14 protein-coding genes and 1 other RNA gene are annotated in these 16,159 nt (G+C 66.0%); 3 read left to right on the forward strand and 12 right to left on the reverse strand.

All coding sequences use genetic code 11. The features are described from left to right. Positions 1 to 4: 4 nt before the first annotated feature. The 4 genes from soxY to ABLV49_RS12195 all read right to left on the reverse strand — a co-directional run bounded on the left by soxY (position 5) and on the right by ABLV49_RS12195 (position 2,980). The gene (soxY, locus tag ABLV49_RS12180) at positions 5 to 460 is read right to left on the reverse strand and encodes a thiosulfate oxidation carrier protein SoxY (protein ID WP_349276721.1); all 456 of its coding nucleotides are present in this window, start codon (positions 458 to 460) and stop codon (positions 5 to 7) included. A gap of 31 nt (positions 461 to 491) precedes the next feature. Further along, entirely contained in the window at positions 492 to 1,259 is a 768-nt protein-coding gene (locus ABLV49_RS12185; protein ID WP_349276723.1) for a ParA family protein, read from the reverse strand. Positions 1,260 to 1,371: 112 nt separating this feature from the next. After that, a complete protein-coding gene (locus ABLV49_RS12190) occupies positions 1,372 to 2,652 on the reverse strand; it encodes an NAD(P)/FAD-dependent oxidoreductase (protein WP_349276725.1) in 1,281 nt (426 codons plus the stop codon). 16 nt (positions 2,653 to 2,668) lie between these two features. After that, a complete protein-coding gene (locus ABLV49_RS12195; protein ID WP_349276727.1) occupies positions 2,669 to 2,980 on the reverse strand; it encodes a c-type cytochrome in 312 nt (103 codons plus the stop codon). Between the two features lie 101 nt (positions 2,981 to 3,081). Between ABLV49_RS12195 and ffs the strand changes: the two genes are divergently transcribed. Then, positions 3,082 to 3,178, forward strand: an RNA gene (gene ffs, locus ABLV49_RS12200) — signal recognition particle sRNA small type. A gap of 9 nt (positions 3,179 to 3,187) precedes the next feature. Here ffs and ABLV49_RS12205 read toward each other — a convergent pair. From ABLV49_RS12205 to ABLV49_RS12215, 3 genes are all read right to left on the reverse strand, one after another. Further along, a complete protein-coding gene (locus ABLV49_RS12205; RefSeq protein WP_011801064.1) occupies positions 3,188 to 3,469 on the reverse strand; it encodes a hypothetical protein in 282 nt (93 codons plus the stop codon). Positions 3,470 to 3,591: 122 nt separating this feature from the next. Then, entirely contained in the window at positions 3,592 to 7,161 is a 3,570-nt protein-coding gene (locus tag ABLV49_RS12210) for an ATP-binding protein (RefSeq protein WP_349276729.1), read from the reverse strand. After that, positions 7,158 to 8,447, reverse strand: a complete 1,290-nt coding sequence (locus ABLV49_RS12215; protein ID WP_349276731.1) for a metallophosphoesterase family protein — start codon at positions 8,445 to 8,447, stop codon at positions 7,158 to 7,160. Before ABLV49_RS12215 ends, ABLV49_RS12210 begins: the two co-directional genes overlap by 4 nt. Before the next feature lie 237 nt (positions 8,448 to 8,684). On the opposite strand from ABLV49_RS12215, the gene ABLV49_RS12220 reads away from it, so the two are divergent. Then, complete coding sequence (locus tag ABLV49_RS12220) at positions 8,685 to 9,377, forward strand: SOS response-associated peptidase (RefSeq protein ID WP_415838100.1); 693 nt, start codon at positions 8,685 to 8,687, stop codon at positions 9,375 to 9,377. On the opposite strand, the gene ABLV49_RS12225 is transcribed toward ABLV49_RS12220, so the two are convergent. Then, positions 9,372 to 10,832 carry an MFS transporter gene (locus ABLV49_RS12225; RefSeq protein ID WP_349276733.1) on the reverse strand — a complete coding sequence of 487 codons (1,461 nt, stop codon included), beginning with the start codon at positions 10,830 to 10,832 and terminating at the stop codon, positions 9,372 to 9,374. The two genes, ABLV49_RS12220 and ABLV49_RS12225, sit on opposite strands and share 6 nt — an antisense overlap. A gap of 141 nt (positions 10,833 to 10,973) precedes the next feature. On the opposite strand from ABLV49_RS12225, the gene ABLV49_RS12230 reads away from it, so the two are divergent. Then, a complete protein-coding gene (locus ABLV49_RS12230) occupies positions 10,974 to 11,918 on the forward strand; it encodes a LysR family transcriptional regulator (protein WP_349281696.1) in 945 nt (314 codons plus the stop codon). A gap of 15 nt (positions 11,919 to 11,933) precedes the next feature. On the opposite strand, the gene ABLV49_RS12235 is transcribed toward ABLV49_RS12230, so the two are convergent. From ABLV49_RS12235 to ABLV49_RS12250, 4 genes are read right to left on the reverse strand one after another with little or no spacing between them, the layout of a single operon-like run. Then, on the reverse strand, positions 11,934 to 13,040 hold the full coding sequence (locus tag ABLV49_RS12235; protein WP_349276735.1) for a Gfo/Idh/MocA family protein: 1,107 nt from the start codon (positions 13,038 to 13,040) through the stop codon (positions 11,934 to 11,936). Positions 13,041 to 13,047: 7 nt separating this feature from the next. Then, positions 13,048 to 14,262 (reverse strand): 3-carboxy-cis,cis-muconate cycloisomerase, encoded by a 1,215-nt coding sequence (gene pcaB / locus ABLV49_RS12240; protein WP_349276737.1) that lies wholly within the window; start codon positions 14,260 to 14,262, stop codon positions 13,048 to 13,050. A gap of 45 nt (positions 14,263 to 14,307) precedes the next feature. Next, the gene (locus ABLV49_RS12245; RefSeq protein ID WP_011801056.1) at positions 14,308 to 15,201 is read right to left on the reverse strand and encodes a sugar phosphate isomerase/epimerase family protein; all 894 of its coding nucleotides are present in this window, start codon (positions 15,199 to 15,201) and stop codon (positions 14,308 to 14,310) included. A gap of 17 nt (positions 15,202 to 15,218) precedes the next feature. Further along, positions 15,219 to 16,121 (reverse strand): 4-hydroxyphenylpyruvate dioxygenase, encoded by a 903-nt coding sequence (locus ABLV49_RS12250; protein WP_349276740.1) that lies wholly within the window; start codon positions 16,119 to 16,121, stop codon positions 15,219 to 15,221. Positions 16,122 to 16,159 lie beyond the last annotated feature (38 nt).

Raw genomic sequence — 16,159 nt, forward strand, 5'->3', positions numbered from 1 at the left:
CGCGTCAGGTGCCGCAGCTGCCGAGCGTGACTTTGATTTCCTTGCGGGCGTACAGCGCCCGACCATCGTCCATGACGGCGACGGCGTACACGCTTGACGACTGCGCCAGCTTGGCGCGTATGGAAAAAGCCGGCTCGACAGCGGCCGACACATTGAACAGCGCCACCAGCGAAACCGGATTTTTTTCCACCAGCAGCAGCAGGCGCCTGACGCCGGGCAGCGTGGTGCTGAAGGCAAACGGAACGACAGCGCCGTTTTCGGCAATGTCCGGGCCGCTCAAGGTCACGTCGCCGCTTTCGGACAAGGCGCCGGCACCCAGCGCCGCCAGCGCGTCCTGAATGGTCTTGGCGTCAAAGGCCTTGTTGCTGTTGGCCCTGGCAAGCTGCGGGAACAGGCCGGTGCCAGCCAGCAAGGCCGCCAGGGCGGCAGTGTGACTGAGTGCCTGTCGGCGCGATGGCATCCGGTTTTTATGCATGACTCGGCTTGAAGGCTCAGCGCTGGATCGCCGCATGCAGCGCGACCAGCGCCTGCGTCAGTTTGTGGCCGGGGTCCATGTAGATCATGGGCAGCGACTGCTCGTGCGATTCACGGACCTTGATGGAGGACGGCAAATAAGGCTGCAGCACCGGCAAACCCTCGGCGATCAGTTCATTGACGATGCGCTGCGGCAGGTTGGCCCGGGGCTGGAACTGGTTGACCACGATGCCTTCGACCTTCAGGCCGGCGTTGTGGTCGGCCTGGATTTCCTGCACGTTTTCGAGCAGGGTGTAGAGCGCCTTGCGCGAAAAATCGTCGCAGTCGAACGGAATCAGGCAGCCGCGCGCGGCAATCAGCGCCGAGCGGGTGTAAAAATTCAGCGCCGGCGGCGTGTCGATGTAGATACGGTCATAGTCGCCGGCCAGTTGCTGCAGCGCCTCGCGCAGCTTGAAGATCTTGTGGCGCGATTCGAGCTTGGACTGCAGCTCGTCCAGCCTGGGGCAGGACGGCATCAGGTCCAGGTTTTCATGCGGCGTGGCAACGATGAATTCGGCGGGCAGCACCTTGCGCAGGCTGAAGCTCAGGGTGTTGTCAAAAAAATCCGCAATGTTCGGCTGACCCTGAACCGCTGCATCCCCCATCAGGTAGGCGCTGGAGTTGCCCTGCGGGTCCAGGTCGATGACCAGGGTGCGCAAGCCCTGGCTGGCGCTGATGGCGGCCAGGTTGCAGGTGATGGTGGACTTGCCCACCCCCCCTTTTTGATTGAATACGACGCATGGCATGGGGCAATTCCTTGTGCTGCAAACTTGAAAGCGTGATTGTGCCTTCTTGCGGGCAAAAAACAGCCTCGGGTTCTCTGTCAGGTAACAGCCGCTGCAACGCCGAATCCGCGCATCAGGCCAGCGTATCGGCCCAGATGTTGCGCGCCCACGCCATCGCATACCGCCCCTCGACCTCACTGGCGGCGCTGGACAGGCCACCAGCGCCAGCCACGGGCAGCATGGTTTTTTTGCCGGTGTCATAGCGATGCACGCTGGCGACATGCACCACGTCGGTGTCGCTGACAAAGCTGTAGCAGACATTGTTGTAAACCGGCTCGGGATTCGGTTGCCGCCCCGTCAGCAGCGCCACCACGGCGGCCGCGCAGGTCTTGCCGTGCTGGTTGGCCATGTGGCCCGATTTCGGCATGGCGGGCGCGATCTGGATAGCGTCGCCCAATACATGGATGTTCTTGGCCGCGATGGACTCAAAAGTCAGGAAATCGACTTCGCACCAGCGCTTGTTGGCAGTCGCCAGACCCGTATTGACAGCGATTTCGCCAGCACGGGTGTCAGGAATGACGTTCAGCACCGAGGCCTTCGCATCGTCATGGAACTCGAACTTGAGCGTGTTGGTGGCCGCATCCACATCGACCGCCTTGTGCAAAGGAAAATACGCAATGATTCCTTTGTAACGCTCAGCCCAGGCTTTTTTAAACAGCGCCCCCTTGGATGTGACATCTTCGTTCGCATCAAAAATCAGCACCTTGCTCTTGGGCTTGGCCTGGCTGAAATAATGCGCCACCTGGCAGGCCCGCTCATAAGGGCCGGGCGGGCAGCGGTAAGGCGCCAGCGGAATCGACAGCGCATACACGCCGCCGTCGGGCATGTCCTGAAGCTGCTTTCGCAGCGCCAGCGTCTGCGCACCGGCTTTCCAGGCGTGCAGCACCTTGTCCCGGGCGCTTTCCCTGGCCATGCCGGGCAAGGTGTCCCACATGAAATCCACGCCCGGCGAGACAATCAGCCGGTCATAGGGCAATTCGCCCCCGCTGGACAGCACAACCCTGCGCCGGTCGGGATCGATGCGGATCACCCGGTCCCGCACCAGCCGCACGCCATGCTTGCCGGCCAACCCGTCATAAGGCGTGGTGATGTCAGCCATGCCCTTGCTGCCGCCAATCACCAGGTTGGAGAGCGGGCATGAGATGAAATGGGCGCCGGGCTCGACCAGGGTGACGTCGATGCCGTAGCCGGACCACATGCGCACGTACTTTGCCGCAGTGGCACCGCCATAGCCGCCACCGACCACCACCACCCTGGGCGGGCTGCCGCGCATGCCGGAGCAACCCGACATCAGACCCAGAACGCCGAGCGAACCCGATGCACCGACACTTTGCACAAACTGGCGACGTTTCATGATGGAGCTTTGTTTTTTATCTGGCGCTGGAAAAATAGGCAGCCAGGGCGGCGAGCTGCTCGTCGGAATAGCCTTTGGCGATCTGCTGCATGAGGGTTGCCGGCTTTTTTCCGGTCTTGAAATCGAGCATCGTCTGCAGCAGGGCATCCTTGTTCAGTCCGGCCAGAGACGCCATGCCCGATTGGGCCATGCCCTGCGTGCCATGGCAGGCCGCGCAACTGGCCGCCAGGCTGCGCACCTGCAAGGCATCCATCGGCTGGGCCTGAACCTGGGTCCAGCCGGCAAAAGCAAGCAGCGCACTGGCCTGCGCCATGGTTATCGGTTTCATGACTTGTTTGTTTTCCTGTAACTGACTGGCAAACTGAACCCCGGATTTGAAAATGGCGTCAAGGACGCGAAGGGGCAAAACCTTCCCCTATAATCAGCGGTGACGGGCCTTCCCGCATGGTAAAGCGGCCAACCGGGTCAGATGGGGAACCAAGCAGCCCTAACTGCGGAGCCAGTGCCGGGGTCAAGGCTCGTCACCTTCATTTTTCTATTCGCTGACTTCCTCAATGGCAAGGGTGGTCTGCACCGCATGGTCGGCAATCTGCGCCGTCATCAATGCCAGCGACGCCAGCGGATACGTCCCGCTGATGATTCCCTTGTACGCAATCTCGGCCGCAACGGCCTCCTGGTCCAGTCCTTCGGTGGCGGCGACGATGCAGTCCTCGATGGACGCCAGGCCGACATCGGCATACAGCGGCTCACCTTCATAGCTGACGCTGTATTCATACAGATCCTGCTCCATCGGGTCGATGTGGAATCGAACAATCATGCCAACCTCTTTTCTTTCATTAACTGTAAAAATGATAGCTGCCTGCGCTTGTGGGCTGTGCGCAAAAGCAGGAAACCATTAAAAATTTCGGCCTGCGCAGGCATTTCTTCCGGCTGCCGGCCTCATGGCGCGGGATGGCGCTCGAAGGCAGCCTCAAGCCGGTGAACCCGCAGCCCGTCATGCCCCAGCGCGCCGGACGCCACCTGCAGCAAATGATGGTGGTGCGTGAACACCAGCACCTGGCCCGCAGCGGCAAATTTTGCCAGCGCGCTGAACATGCTGGCGGCGCGTTCATCATCAGCGGTCATGAGCACATCGTCGAGCACCAGCGGCATCATGCGGTCGGGTTTGCGCTGCACTTCCAGCGCAGCCAGGCGCAGCGCCAGATAGAGCTGGTCGGCCGTGCCTTCGCTCAGGGCGGCGACTTCCATTCGCTGGCCCTGCGCGGACTCGGCCAGCAGCACCGGGGCGTCGTGGTCCTCGTCCACCCGCAGGCGCACAAAACGCCCGCCGGTCATGAGCCGGAAATACTCGCCCGCCAGCGCCACCACCGGGCCTTGCGCCTTTTCGCGGTGGCGGCGCAGGGCTTCGCCAAGCAGGGCCTGCGCCAGCTTGAGCTGCGCCCATGGCCGCACGCCGGCGCGGTAGCGGGCAATCGCCGCTTCCATTTCCTCCCGCGCCTGGGCGGCGGCGTCCGAGGTGTCGATCTGCGCCAGCGCGATGCGGGCGGCCTGCTCGGCGTCGATGGCGGCTTGTTCATCGGCCTCCAGCCGCGCAATATCTGCCGCGCAGGCCTGCTTTTCGCCGTCAATCGCCACGCGGTCCAGGCCGGCCAGCTCGGCGCGCAGCGTGGCGGCGTCCTTGGCCGAGGTTCTGGCCAGTTGCTCCTGCAAATCCTGCAGCCGCGCCGCTGCCGTTCGCCGCTGCTCCGAGCGGGTTTCGGCTTCGGGCAGCGCGTCGGCGTTTTCCGCGCCGGCCTGCGCCACCAATTGCGCAAGGGCCTGCGCGGCGCTTTGCAGATCGGCCTGCGCGCGCTGCTGGCGCCGGAGTTCCTCGGCTTCGCTGCGCTCCCCGGCGGCCTTCAGTTGCACGGCGTCGCGCGTTTGCGCCAGCCGCAGGGCCAGCGCATCGAGCCAGGCCGCCTGGTGGTCCCATACCGGCTCCTGCACCAACTGGCCCAGCGCGCTGGCGGCGTCGAGGGCGGCGTCTTCGCTGTCCTTCATCGCCCTGACCTGCCCGAGGTGCTCGGCATGGCGCTGGTAGTTTTGCACCCAGCGCTGCAGTTCGGCCAACCGCGCCTTGAGGGTTTCGGCGGCAGCGCCCTGGCCCAAGTAAAGAAGTCGGGCCTTGTCGTCCAGCGTGCGCTGGCAGCCCTGGCGCAGCGCCGTCAATTCGGCAACGCTGGCCTGGCCGTCTTCAATATCCTGCGCCAGGCTGGCCATGTCGCTGGCGCGCTGCGCGATGGCGGCCTGCTGCGCCAGCAGGCGGCGGTCGGCGTCGGCGCCCAGCTTCATCAACACCTGCAAGGGCGCAGCCTCATCCGGCGCGGCCAGCCCCAACTCGCCCAGCGCCGCCAGCAGCGGCTGCGTGGCGGCGCTGACCTGCCGGGCCAGCCCGGCATGGGCCTGCTCGGCGCTGATGAGGCGCTCGTGGCGCTCCAGCGCGCTCTGGCGCAGCGCCTGCCATTCGCGCACCAGCGCCGCAGTTCCGACTGGAAGCCCCAGGCGCGCCAGCGTGCAGCGCCAGTTCTCGTCGAGCACGGCCAGCGCCTGCGCCTGTTCAGCGCGGGCGCGCTGGTGTTCGGCCAGCGCCTGCGTCATTTCGGCGATGCGCTGTTCGCACTCGGCCACTTCAGCGGCCCGCGTCGCGCCTTCGCGCAGCAGGTCGGCCTGCCGGTCGGCCTGCGTCTGCGCGCGCTCGAAGGCGTGCGGCAGGTCGGCCGCCAGAGATTGCGGCTGATGGCCGGGCGACTCCGTTACTGGCTCGGCTGCCGCCGCCGGCCGGTCGATGAACGCGCTGCGAATCGTCTGCCAGCCCGCATCGCGCACGGCACGGGCCTGACGCAGGGTCTCGGCAGTCACGACTTCGCCGGTGGCGCATAGGCTCTTGTGCCGCCGCTGCTGGCTGTCGAGATGAGTCTGCAACTCCTCTGATTTACTCTTGCTTAAAACCACCTGTTGCCCCAAGTCGCGGCGCGTGTGCTCGTAAGCGTCAATCTCGGCCGAAGCCAGCCAGCGCGAGGCTGCCAGTTGCGCCGCAGAGTCCAGCCCCAGATCGGCCAGCGCCTGCGCCAGCCGGCGCTGCTCGGCGCTTAGTGCGGCGTGCTGCTCGGCCAGCCGCTGCGGCGCATCGCCCAGCAGTTGCGCCTGCGCCAGCGCCATGGCCAGCGCCTGCTGCAAGGGCAGCGCGGGCGCTTCGAGCAGCTCGCGCCGGTGCAGCGCCAGCTTGCGCTGCGACGCGTCCAGCCGCTCCTGCGCATGCTGCAGCGCCAGCGTCAGGCTCTTGGCTTCATCGAGCAGGCGCGCCAGCTCGGCCTGGTCCGCCGCCGAAGGGGCGCGCTGGAAAAACGCCTCCAGGCTGTCCGGGCTCTGGCCGCTGCCCATGATTTGCGCGGCCTGCAGCAGCAGCTGGCCGGCCTCGGAATCGGCCTGCGCCTGCAGCTTGAGGCGCTCGTCGCGCCCGTGCCGGGCCAGCGCCAGATCAGCGGCCAGCCGGTCAATCGCGGGCGCATGCGTCAGCAGCAGCGGCTCGATGTGCAGCGCCTGCAAGGCCGCCCGGCAGTCGGCCAGCGCGGCTTGGGCCTCAAGCAGCGCCTGGCGCGCCTGGGCCTGCTGCTGCAGCGCGGCCAGCCGCAACTCTCTGCCATTTTCAGGCAGCGCCACATGGCCCTCGACTTGCGCCCAGCCCTGCTCGTTCAGCGCCAGTTGCTGCAGCAGCGGCTCGACGGCGCGCAGCTCGGCCAGTTCGGCCTGGCGCCGCCGCTGCCCGGCCAGATCGCGCCTGACGGTCGCCAGATGCAGTTCGGCCGCCTCATGCTCGCGCTTCAGGATTTTCCATTGGTCGGGCTTGGTGACGGCCAGCCGGTAGCGCTGCTTGGCCTCGTCGAGCTGGCGCAGCGCCTCGTTGAGAACCGGCGCCTTGCTGCGCGGGTTGAAATATTTTTTGGCGTCCTCCTGCAGGGTTTGCAGCATCTGCTTGATGCCCGCCGAGCCGGTGCTGGCCTCGAACAGCGCCGCGCCCAGTTCGCCCTCGCCCTGAATCAGGAGCTGCCCGCCCTTGCGCAGATGCTGGGAATTGAGCCCGTACATGGTCTCGAACTGCTCGCGCGCCACGCCGCCGGTCAGCGCCAGCAGCACCTCGGGCGAAACCACGCCGCCGGCCAACTGCATGCCGGTGAGCGGGTCCGCGCCCGTCAGCGTGTCGTTGTTGCCCTTGCGCCGGGCCAGGCCGACGGCGCGGCCCGCCACATCCTCGAAGCAGCCGGCCACGCGCATGTTCTTGAACTCGTGGACAAAATCGTCCTTGCTTCGCATCGGGATGCCGTAGCGCAAGTCGGTGATGGCGCGCAGCGCCGAGGACTTGCCCGCCTCGTTGGCACCATAAATCAGGTGCAGGCCGGCCGGGCCGGAAAAATCCAGCGTGGTGTCGGTGAACGGGCCGAAGGCCTTTAAAAACAGGGTGCGGATTTTCATGCGGCAGACTTTTCTTCGGGAATGTTCAAACGCGCCAGCAAGGTGGCTTCGGCATCCTTGACCAGCGCCAGCAGCGCCACCTCGTCGTCCAGGCGCGGAATGTCGCCTTCGGCCAGGTCGTGCGCCAGCGCCGCCTGCACCTCGGCGGGCAGCTTGCCCAGCACTTCGGTCAGCGCCTCGCGGCAAAATTGCTCCAGCGCCGGGCCATCGCTAGAGAGCTCATCGACCCAGCGCACCAGCTCGCCCAGCGCGCCTGCGCCCTGCCCGATGCGCTCGCGGTCCAGCGGTGAGCGCAGCCTGAGCTTGACCTGCTCGATCCAGACATCGGCCCCCGACACCTCCTGCGCCGCCGCCTGCACCGCCGCTTCGAGCGTGCCGGGCTGGCTGGCTTCGAGCGCCTGCAGCGGCGTCTGCCCGGTCAGCACCACGCGCATGGCGTGCAGCACCTCGCCGGCATCGGCCACGGCGGACTGCAGCGCCTGCACCACCGTTCGCCGCACCTCATCGAGCTGCAAAACCGGCTGCATATCAATTTCCACCTGATGCCAGCGCACCACGTCCAGCGGCACGAAACGCGCCGTGAGCGTTGCGCCTTCGACCGTCACCAGCTCGCAACCCTTGGGGCCTGTTTCTCGGGCGTGGCGGCCCTGCAGGTTGCCCGGAAAGACGACACGCGGCGCTTCGCACACCACCTGCCGGGCGTGGACATGGCCCAGCGCCCAGTAGTCGTAGCCCTTGGCCTTGAGGTCGGACAGGGTGGCTGGCGCGTAGGTGTCGTGGCCGTCCATGCCGGTCAGGCTGGTGTGCAGCAGGCCGATGTTGAAGCAGCCCGGCAGCGCTGGAGGGTAGCCGGGCACCAGGTTCTCGGGCACCTCGCGGTTCGGGAAACTGTGGCCGTGAATCGCCACGCCCAGCGCGGGCAGGTGCGCCGTCTCGGCGGTTCGGCTGGAAAACACCTTGACGTTGTCGGGCCAGGGAATCTGCCGGGTCATGTGGCTCTGCGCATCGTGGTTGCCCTGGACGATGAAAACCTGGATGCCGGCATTTTTCAGCTTCACCAGCTGCGCATTGACGAACAGGCCGGTGTGGAAATCCTGCCAGTCGCGGTCGTACAGGTCGCCTGCCATCAGCACAAAATCGACTTTTTCTTCAACCGCCAGTTCCACCAGCCGCTCCAGCGCGCGGCGCGTGGCGCTGCGCAGGCGTTCGAGCGGCGCGCCCTGGTAGCGGCTCAGGCCGCGCAAGGGGCTGTCGATATGCAGGTCGGCGGTATGGATAAAACGCATGCAAGGCTCTTTTTCTGTTCGGGGTGGCGCGCCCACAGAGGGCAATCAGGCTTGGGGATTGTGTCGCAAGGATGGGCTCATCCATTGCAAAAATTATCATGCTATATTTTTAGTAGCTATATATGCATACAGGACATGCGTAAATGGCAGTTTTTATCATAAAATCAGCGCCCAGCAAGGGCTACGCTGGCGCTGACAGCCCCGGCCGCCGTGCGCAGGGCCTCAAAGGGCTTGAAAATGGCCCGCCATCTTGGCGAGCGTCCTGCCAATCATTACCATACGCGCATGTGCAGCCACTACGAATCCGTGCAGGACCGACAGCGCTACCAGCGCCATTTTGCGGTCGAGCCACCGGCCGATACGGGCAAGGCCGATGTCTGGCCGCTGTACGCAGCCAGCCTGATCCGCCGCCCGCCCGAAGCCGATGCCGGCGATGAAGCCGTGCCCGAACGCGAAGCCCTGCCCGGCCAGTTCGGGCTGGTTGCGCACTGGGCCAAGGACAGCGCCGTGGGCCGGCGCACCTACAACGCGCGCAGCGAGACGGCCGCGAGCAAGCCGAGTTTTCGCGATGCCTGGCGCCACGGCCAGCGCTGCATCATTCCGGCAGACGCCTTCTTTGAACCGGACTGGCGCAGCGGCAAGGCCGTTGCCACGCGCATCAGCCGCGCCGATGGCAAGCCCATGGGCCTTGCTGGCTTGTGGTCCCGATGGAAATCGCCCCAGGGCGAAGTGCTGCACAGCTTTTGCATGCTGACCATCAACGCGGACAGCCATGCGCTGATGAAAAACTACCACAAGCCGGCGGATGAAAAAAGAATGGTGGTGATACTGCCGGACGGGGCTTATCACGACTGGCTGGCAGCGCCCGTGGCGCAAACCATGGACTTCATGCAGCCCTACCCAGCCGGCCAGCTGGCGGCGGCGTCATGACACGTCCGCAGAAAGCGAATGGCGGGTTGCGCGCGCACGGCTTGCAACCGCGATGGCAAGCGCGACGACGATCAGCATCGCCGCGACGGCGAACGTGATCCGCATGCCGGCGGCAACCGCCTCGGGACGCGCCGTGGTGATGTCGGCCGCCTTCGATGCGAGCGCGAACACCGCGCCCATGACGGATGCGCCGGTGATGAGCCCGAGATTGCGCGACAGGCTGAGCATGCCGGAAATGACACCCCGCTGGTCCGCACGGACATCCGCCATGACGGCGGTGTTGTTGGCCGTCATGAACAGCGCATAGCCGACGGTGACGACGACGATGGGAGCGATGTAGCCGGGAATACCGAAGCTGGCCGGCAGCATGGACAGGATGCAGCAACCGGCCACCATGGCGATGAGCCCGGCGATGGTCATGCGCTGCGCGCCAAAACGGTCCGCCATGCGACCGGCCGGCACGCCGGCCAGCGCGGCGGCAAACGGGCCTGCCGACAATACAAGACCGACCAGCGCCGCGTCAAGCCCGAGCGCGCGCGACAGATAGAACGGCCCGGCCACCAGCGTCGCCATCATCACCGTCGAGACGAGAGCGCTCATGGCGAGGCTCGCGTTCAAGACTGGATCACGGAACATCGCCAGTCTGATCAAAGGCGATGCGGCCCTCGCCTCGGCGCGCACGAACAGGCCGACGCCCAGGGCAGCCGCCAGCAGCAGCGCCATGTTGAGCGCACCGAAACTGCCGCGCCCCATCGTCATGGCGAGTGCATACGCCGCGAGCGTCAGCGCCAGCAGCAGCGTGCCCACAAGGTCGAAGCCGGCACTGTCCGTCTTTGGCCCCCGGCGATCAACCGGCAGGTAGCGATGCGCGAGCAGAAACGCCGCGATGCCCAGCGGGACGTTGACGAGGAAGATGGTTCGCCAGCCGAACCCGGCAATCAGCACGCCGCCGAGCGATGGACCGAGCGCGGTGCCCACTGCGGACATCGTTGCCAGCAGCCCCATGGCGCCACCTAGCCTGGCCTTCGGAACCGTCTCACCGACAAAGGCCATGGTCAGGGCCATCATGATGGCCGCGCCCAAGCCCTGCGCCGCCCGGGCGGTAATCAGCCACCAGAGCGTGGGCGCGACGCCGCACAGGATCGAAGCCACCGTGAACAGGAAGATTCCGGCTAGCAGCAGCCGCCGTCGGCCGGTGATGTCACCGAGCCGCCCGACGCTGACGATCAGGGTGGTGATGGCGAGCAGATACGCGAGGACGACCCATTGCACTTGCTGGAAGGAAGCGCTGAAGGCCTGGGCCAGCGTCGGCAAGCCGACATTGGCGATGCTGGTGCCCAGCGAGGACAGCAGCATGGAAAGCGACAGGCTGGCGAGCACCCACCGGACCGAAGGCGTGCGTTCCACGCTTGCGGCGACTGCCTCATCCCGTTTTGCAATGATTGACTTGAACATGAATTCCTTTGTCTGGCGACTCCCGAAAAGGAGCGGTCATGCAAGCGTAATTCTTTGCCTGACATAGCGGAAGACGCGCCACTTGCACTTTATTCATGCGTTCAACGCCACATCACGATCCAGCTGCGCTATGGTCGATGCATGTCGATGCCCGATCTCAACTTGCTGGTCACCCTGGATGTATTGCTCCAGGAAGGCAGCGTTGCGCGCGCAGCGCAGCGCTTGCGGCTGAGCCCGTCGGCGATGAGCCGGGCGCTGGCGCGATTGCGGGAGACGACGGGCGATCCGCTGCTGGTCAGGGCCGGGCGCGGTCTCGTTCCCACACCCCGGGCGGTCGAGCTGCGCGAGCGGGTCAGCCAGCTTGTGCATGAGGCCCAAGCGGTTCTGCGCCCTGCCGAGAAGCTCGACCTCCAGCAGCTGGTCCGAACCTTCACGCTGCGGACCAGCGAAGGCTTTGTCGAGAACTTCGGCCCAAGCCTCATTGCCCGCGTCGGCGAGCAAGCGCCCGGCGTGCGGCTGCGCTTCGTGCCCAAGCCAGACAAGGGCAGCGCGCCACTGCGCGACGGGAGCGTCGATCTGGAAACCGGCGTTGTGGGAAAGACGACGGCGCCGGAGGTGCGAGCGCAGGCATTGATCCGGGACCGATTCATTGGCGTCGTGCGCATGGGACACGCGCTGAACCAGGGCGAAATCACTCCCGCCCGTTATGCGGCCGGCAGGCACATCTGCGTTTCCAGGCGGGGTCAGGACAGGGGGCCGATTGATGAAGCCTTGGCTCCATTCGGGCTGGAAAGGGAGATCGTCACGACCGTCGGCGGCTTTTCAGCCGCGCTGGCCCTGGCCCGGGCCTCCGACCTGATCGCCAGTGTTCCCGAACGGCACACCGCAAACCTGCGAGCCGGAATGCATAGTTTTCCCCTTCCAGTCTTTACGCCGGAGATCACGGTGTCATTGCTCTGGCACCCGCGGCTCGATGCCGACCCCGCGCATCGCTGGCTGCGCGGGTGTGTTCGGGATGCCTGCGCCGGGCAACTCACGGATTCATCGGCACGCGCTGCCCGGCCAGCGAGCGCTCCACTCGCCTGACCGACCAGGGCGATTTCAGCCCAGGCAGTTGTCCTGCAGGCTCACGGTTTGTCCGCTGGCAACCGAGCAGCGCACGGCTTCAACGGTGCGCAGGCTTTGCAGGGCATCGGCCACGGTGATGACCGGCGCGGCCTTGCCGGCAATCACATCGCAGAAGTGGCCCAGTTGCGCCTCCAGCGGATCGACGGCTTCAAGCGCCAGGGTGTTTAGGGCAAAGGGCGTCCACCAGCCGGGCTCCCCGCCGCCCGGCGCATAAGACCAGGTGCGCAGCGTCGGCACGGCCAGCGAGCCCCGGGTGCCGGCAATGAAGTAGCAGTCTTCCGACGGGTAGCGCGGGTAGTCGGTGTTTTCGCCCGAGGTCTGCTCCCAGCTGCGCGGCGAGGCCACCGTGTCGGACAGCGTGAAGGTGCCCAGCGCGCCGCTGGAAAACTTCAGCGTCATGACCACGGTGTCTTCCACCGCGAATTGCCGCACCGCATTCGAGGCGACGGCATGCACCGACTCGACCTCGCCGCACAGGTAGCGCAGGTTGTCCATCTCGTGGATCAGGTTGATCAGGATGGGGCCGCCGCCCGCCTGGCTGCGCCAGGCGCCCTGCTCGAAATAACTGTCGGGCTTGTAGAACTGCGCGCTGCCCATGACGGTGACCACCCGGCCCAGCTCGCCCGACTCGATGGCGCGCCGCGCCAGCTGCAGCGTGCTGCTGTGCCTGCGGTGATGGCCGACCAGCATCGGCACCGGATTTTGGGCCAGCGCATCGACCAGCTGCCGGCCCGCCTGCAGCGAGTCGGCCACCGGTTTTTCAATCAAGGCCGGCACACCGTGTTGCGAGCAGCACAGCGCGCCGGGCACATGCAGAGGATTCGGCGTGGCCAGAATGACGCCATCGGGCTTTGCAAGCGTCTGCGCGGCAAACAGGTCTTCGAGGCTGGCGAAGTGCGGCACGCCCAGGCTGGCGGCAAAGTCCACCGACGCCGGGGTCGGGTCCACGATGGCGCACAAACGGGTGCGTGCGCTGGCCTGGATCAGCTCGATGTGGCGCCGGCCAATCAGGCCGGCGCCAGCCACGGCCAGCTGGAAAACGCGGGAATCAACAGAAGGATCAGGATCAGTTAAAGGCATGGTGGCTTCACGGTTTGTGGGTCAAGGAGGTGTGCAGTTCAGTCAGCGCCTGCACCTGGGCGCGGGCCAGTCCGGCGGCATGCTGCGCCAGCGCAGGGCTGAACCATTCTTCAGCGGCCTGCGGCGGCAAGGCCGCGCGCACGGCGTCCAGGTTGGCGCGCATGCGCTGGGTGTCCACCTGCAGGCCGGGCAGCGCATGCGCCATGGCGCGGGCAGAGCCATGCGCCGCCGTCAGGAGCCCCGGCCATTCGGCCAGTTCGGCCTGCCAGTTGCCCAGGGCGCGCTCATGCTCTTGCGGCATCGCGGCCAGCAAGGCCGCCACGCGCTGCGGCGCCCGCACGCTTGCGGCCAGCGCCACCATGCAGGCCACCGGATTGCGCTTGTGCAGCATGGCGGTCGAGCCGCCCCGCCCGGCTTCCGACGGCTCGGCCACCTCGCCCACCTCGTACTGGCCCATGAGCGAAATGTCCCTGGCGATTTTCCCCAGGCTGCCCACCAGCAGCCCCAGTTCGCAGCCCAGCGCCACCCATTCGTCGCGCTGCGTGTGCCAGCAAAAAAGCGGCGCCTTGAGCTTGAGGTCGGCGGCCATGAGTGCAATCACCTGGGGCCCCCTGTCCTTCATTTCGGCCAGCGTCCCCACCGCGCCGCCCAGTTGCAGGCTCAGGGCATTGGCGCTGCTGAGCCGCAGGCGCTGCAGGCTGCGCACCAGCGGCGCGGCCCAGCCGGCGCATTTGAGGCCAAAACTGGTGACGGAGGCCGGCTGCATCAGCGTGCGGGCCAGCACCGGATCGGCCGCATGGCGCCCGGCCAGCACCAGGAGAGCTGCCAGCGCTTTGCGCACGTCGGCTTCAATCAGCGCCAGGGCATGACGGGTGACCAGGACCAGCGCGGTATCGATCACATCCTGGGAGGTCGCGCCGAAATGGACAAAGCGGGCGGCCTCCTTGTTGAAGAGCCCCACGGTTTCCTTCAGGCTCTTGACCAGCGGTATCGCAACGCTGCCGGCCCGCCCGCTTTCGCGCACGATCTTGGCCACATCAAACAGCTCGACCTTGCAGGTGCCGATGATGGACTGGGCAGCAGCCTCCGGAATCAGGCCGGCCCGCGCCTGCGCCCGCGCCAGCGAAGCCTCGAAACGCAGCATCGCATCCAGGAAATTGCGCTCGCTGAAAGCCTCCTGGATTTCGGAAGTGGACAGGAAACCTTCAAAAATGCTGCTCATGCGATGCAAAGCCCGGTCAATCAATCAACGAATCAACCACCCGGTTCAGCGTTTGAGCCGGATCTGGTTGGGCAGCGGCACCGAGCGGCGCAGCACGTCCTCGCCCAGCCACTGCGCCGAGCGCCAGGCGCGCCGGGCCACCGTGGGCAGGGGCATCTGCTGGTAGTCGTCGTTGAACACCTCAAAGCTGTAGTCGCCCCGGTAGCCCAACGCGTGCAGCCGGGCCACCAGCGCGGCCAGCGCTTCGCTGTGCACGCCCTCGCCCGGAAACACCCGGAAATGCCGCGCCGTGTCAATGCGCTCCTGGACCGACTTGATGTCAAGCCACATGAAGTCGGCCAGCTGCACCAGAAAGATTTTCTGCGGGTCCAGCATCTCCAGCTCGTCGAGCGGCGTGTTGGTGGCGAACAGGTGGAACGAGTCCAGGCCCAGCCCCAGGTTGGGCATGTCGGCCTGGCAGACCAGGTCCCAGGCCTGCGGAAATTCATTGACGGTCCGGCCCCAGGACAGTGCTTCGTAGGCGACCTTGATGTTCATCGGAATGGCCAGCATGGCGAGCTTGCGCAAGTCCTTGACCAGCGCCTGCGTGTCCCCGCTGGCATGCACCGAGGTCGAGGAGCAGACCAGCAGCAGCCGGCAGTCAAGCGCGTGGCACATCGCCAGCATCGACTTGGCGATGTCGATCTTGTAGGCGTGCAGATGGCCCGAAAGGCCTTCAAAATCGCGCAGCACCTGAAAGCCGGTGACGCGCAGTCCGCTGGCGCGCACGGCGGCCACGGCGGCCTCCATGCCGTCGGGGTGGCCGACCAGGTCGCGGGCGGCCAGCATGATCTGGGTGAAGCCGGCCTCGCGCACGGCCTTGAGCTTGGCCTCAAGAGGCCCGGCCAGCGAAATCGTGTCCATGCCGAAATCGCCGATATTGCCGCTGTTGTGGTTCATGGGGTGTTCCTGCCTGCTCAGCGTAGGTTGTGGACCAGCTCGAAGCTCACGCTGCCCATCCAGGTCTTGGTGAGCGCGCCCCGGTCCTCGGTGTGCACGCCGCGCGACTCGACGAATTCCACGCCGCGCTTGCCGAGTTCGGCCACCGTCGCCAGCACGTCCGGGCTGCCCAGCCCGATGCGCTGCAGGCCTTCGTTGCTTTCGACTTCCAGCACGCTGGCGTCGGGCTCGATCAGCTGCAGGTAAAAGCGCGACGAGGCCGGGCACGGGCTGCGCAGGATGCGCCCCTTGGGCAGGATGCCGAAGCGCTGCTCGGCGGGCAATTCAATGAAGCCGAACAGTTCGCGGTAGAACTCGGCCCAGTCCTCGGTGCGATCGGTGCCGATGTACTGCACGATGCCGAAAAAATGCAGCCCGGCCACGGCCGGCGGATGCTGGTCCACCGTCGGAATCGGCACGAAGTCCACGTCATAGATCGAAAACTTGTCGTAGCGGTCCACGAAATAGATGCGGCTGGTGCCCACGCCGTGGATGGCCGGGATGTTCAGCTCCATCACCTCGACGCGCGGCGGCACGGCCCAGGCGCCTTTTTCCAGCGCATGGGCATAGGCCGCTGCGGCGTCGCGCACGCGCAGCGCCACGGCGGCGAGCTGCGGCTTGTCGGCCGGCTGCGCGCCGTTGGGCATGACGGGAATGTGGGCGTTGACGATCACGTTCATGCCGCCCTGGCGGTACAGCATCACCTCGCGCGAGCGGTGCCGGGCAATCGGACGAAAGCCCATCATCTCCAGCACCTGGCCCAGCGCCTGCGGCTTGGCGGTGGCGTATTCGATGAACTCGATGCCGTCCAGCCCCAGCGGGTTGGCGGCCTCCTGGATGGCTTCACGGTCGGCGGCGGACGCTTGCAGCGGTGTACTCATGGGGTTTTCCAGTTGAATGCAAAAAATTCGGTTTAAAC

It is taken from the genome of Polaromonas hydrogenivorans (assembly GCF_040105105.1).
GTDB classification, from domain to species: Bacteria; Pseudomonadota; Gammaproteobacteria; order Burkholderiales; family Burkholderiaceae_C; genus Polaromonas; species Polaromonas hydrogenivorans.

Bases quoted from the DNA above. Each gene is read 5' to 3' on its own strand.
- ABLV49_RS12215 (WP_349276731.1), bottom strand. From the start codon at position 8,447: ATGCGTTTTATCCATACCGCCGACCTGCATATCGACAGCCCCTTGCGC.
- ABLV49_RS12190 (WP_349276725.1), bottom strand. From the start codon at position 2,652: ATGAAACGTCGCCAGTTTGTGCAAAGTGTCGGTGCATCGGGTTCGCTC.
- ABLV49_RS12185 (WP_349276723.1), bottom strand. From the start codon at position 1,259: ATGCCATGCGTCGTATTCAATCAAAAAGGGGGGGTGGGCAAGTCCACC.
- pcaB (WP_349276737.1), bottom strand. From the start codon at position 14,262: ATGAGCAGCATTTTTGAAGGTTTCCTGTCCACTTCCGAAATCCAGGAG.
- ABLV49_RS12235 (WP_349276735.1), bottom strand. From the start codon at position 13,040: ATGCCTTTAACTGATCCTGATCCTTCTGTTGATTCCCGCGTTTTCCAG.
- ABLV49_RS12230 (WP_349281696.1), top strand. From the start codon at position 10,974: ATGTCGATGCCCGATCTCAACTTGCTGGTCACCCTGGATGTATTGCTC.
- ABLV49_RS12245 (WP_011801056.1), bottom strand. From the start codon at position 15,201: ATGAACCACAACAGCGGCAATATCGGCGATTTCGGCATGGACACGATT.
- ABLV49_RS12210 (WP_349276729.1), bottom strand. From the start codon at position 7,161: ATGAAAATCCGCACCCTGTTTTTAAAGGCCTTCGGCCCGTTCACCGAC.
- soxY (WP_349276721.1), bottom strand. From the start codon at position 460: ATGCCATCGCGCCGACAGGCACTCAGTCACACTGCCGCCCTGGCGGCC.
- ABLV49_RS12225 (WP_349276733.1), bottom strand. From the start codon at position 10,832: ATGTTCAAGTCAATCATTGCAAAACGGGATGAGGCAGTCGCCGCAAGC.
- ABLV49_RS12205 (WP_011801064.1), bottom strand. From the start codon at position 3,469: ATGATTGTTCGATTCCACATCGACCCGATGGAGCAGGATCTGTATGAA.
- ABLV49_RS12250 (WP_349276740.1), bottom strand. From the start codon at position 16,121: ATGAGTACACCGCTGCAAGCGTCCGCCGCCGACCGTGAAGCCATCCAG.
- ABLV49_RS12195 (WP_349276727.1), bottom strand. From the start codon at position 2,980: ATGAAACCGATAACCATGGCGCAGGCCAGTGCGCTGCTTGCTTTTGCC.
- ABLV49_RS12220 (WP_415838100.1), top strand. From the start codon at position 8,685: ATGGCCCGCCATCTTGGCGAGCGTCCTGCCAATCATTACCATACGCGC.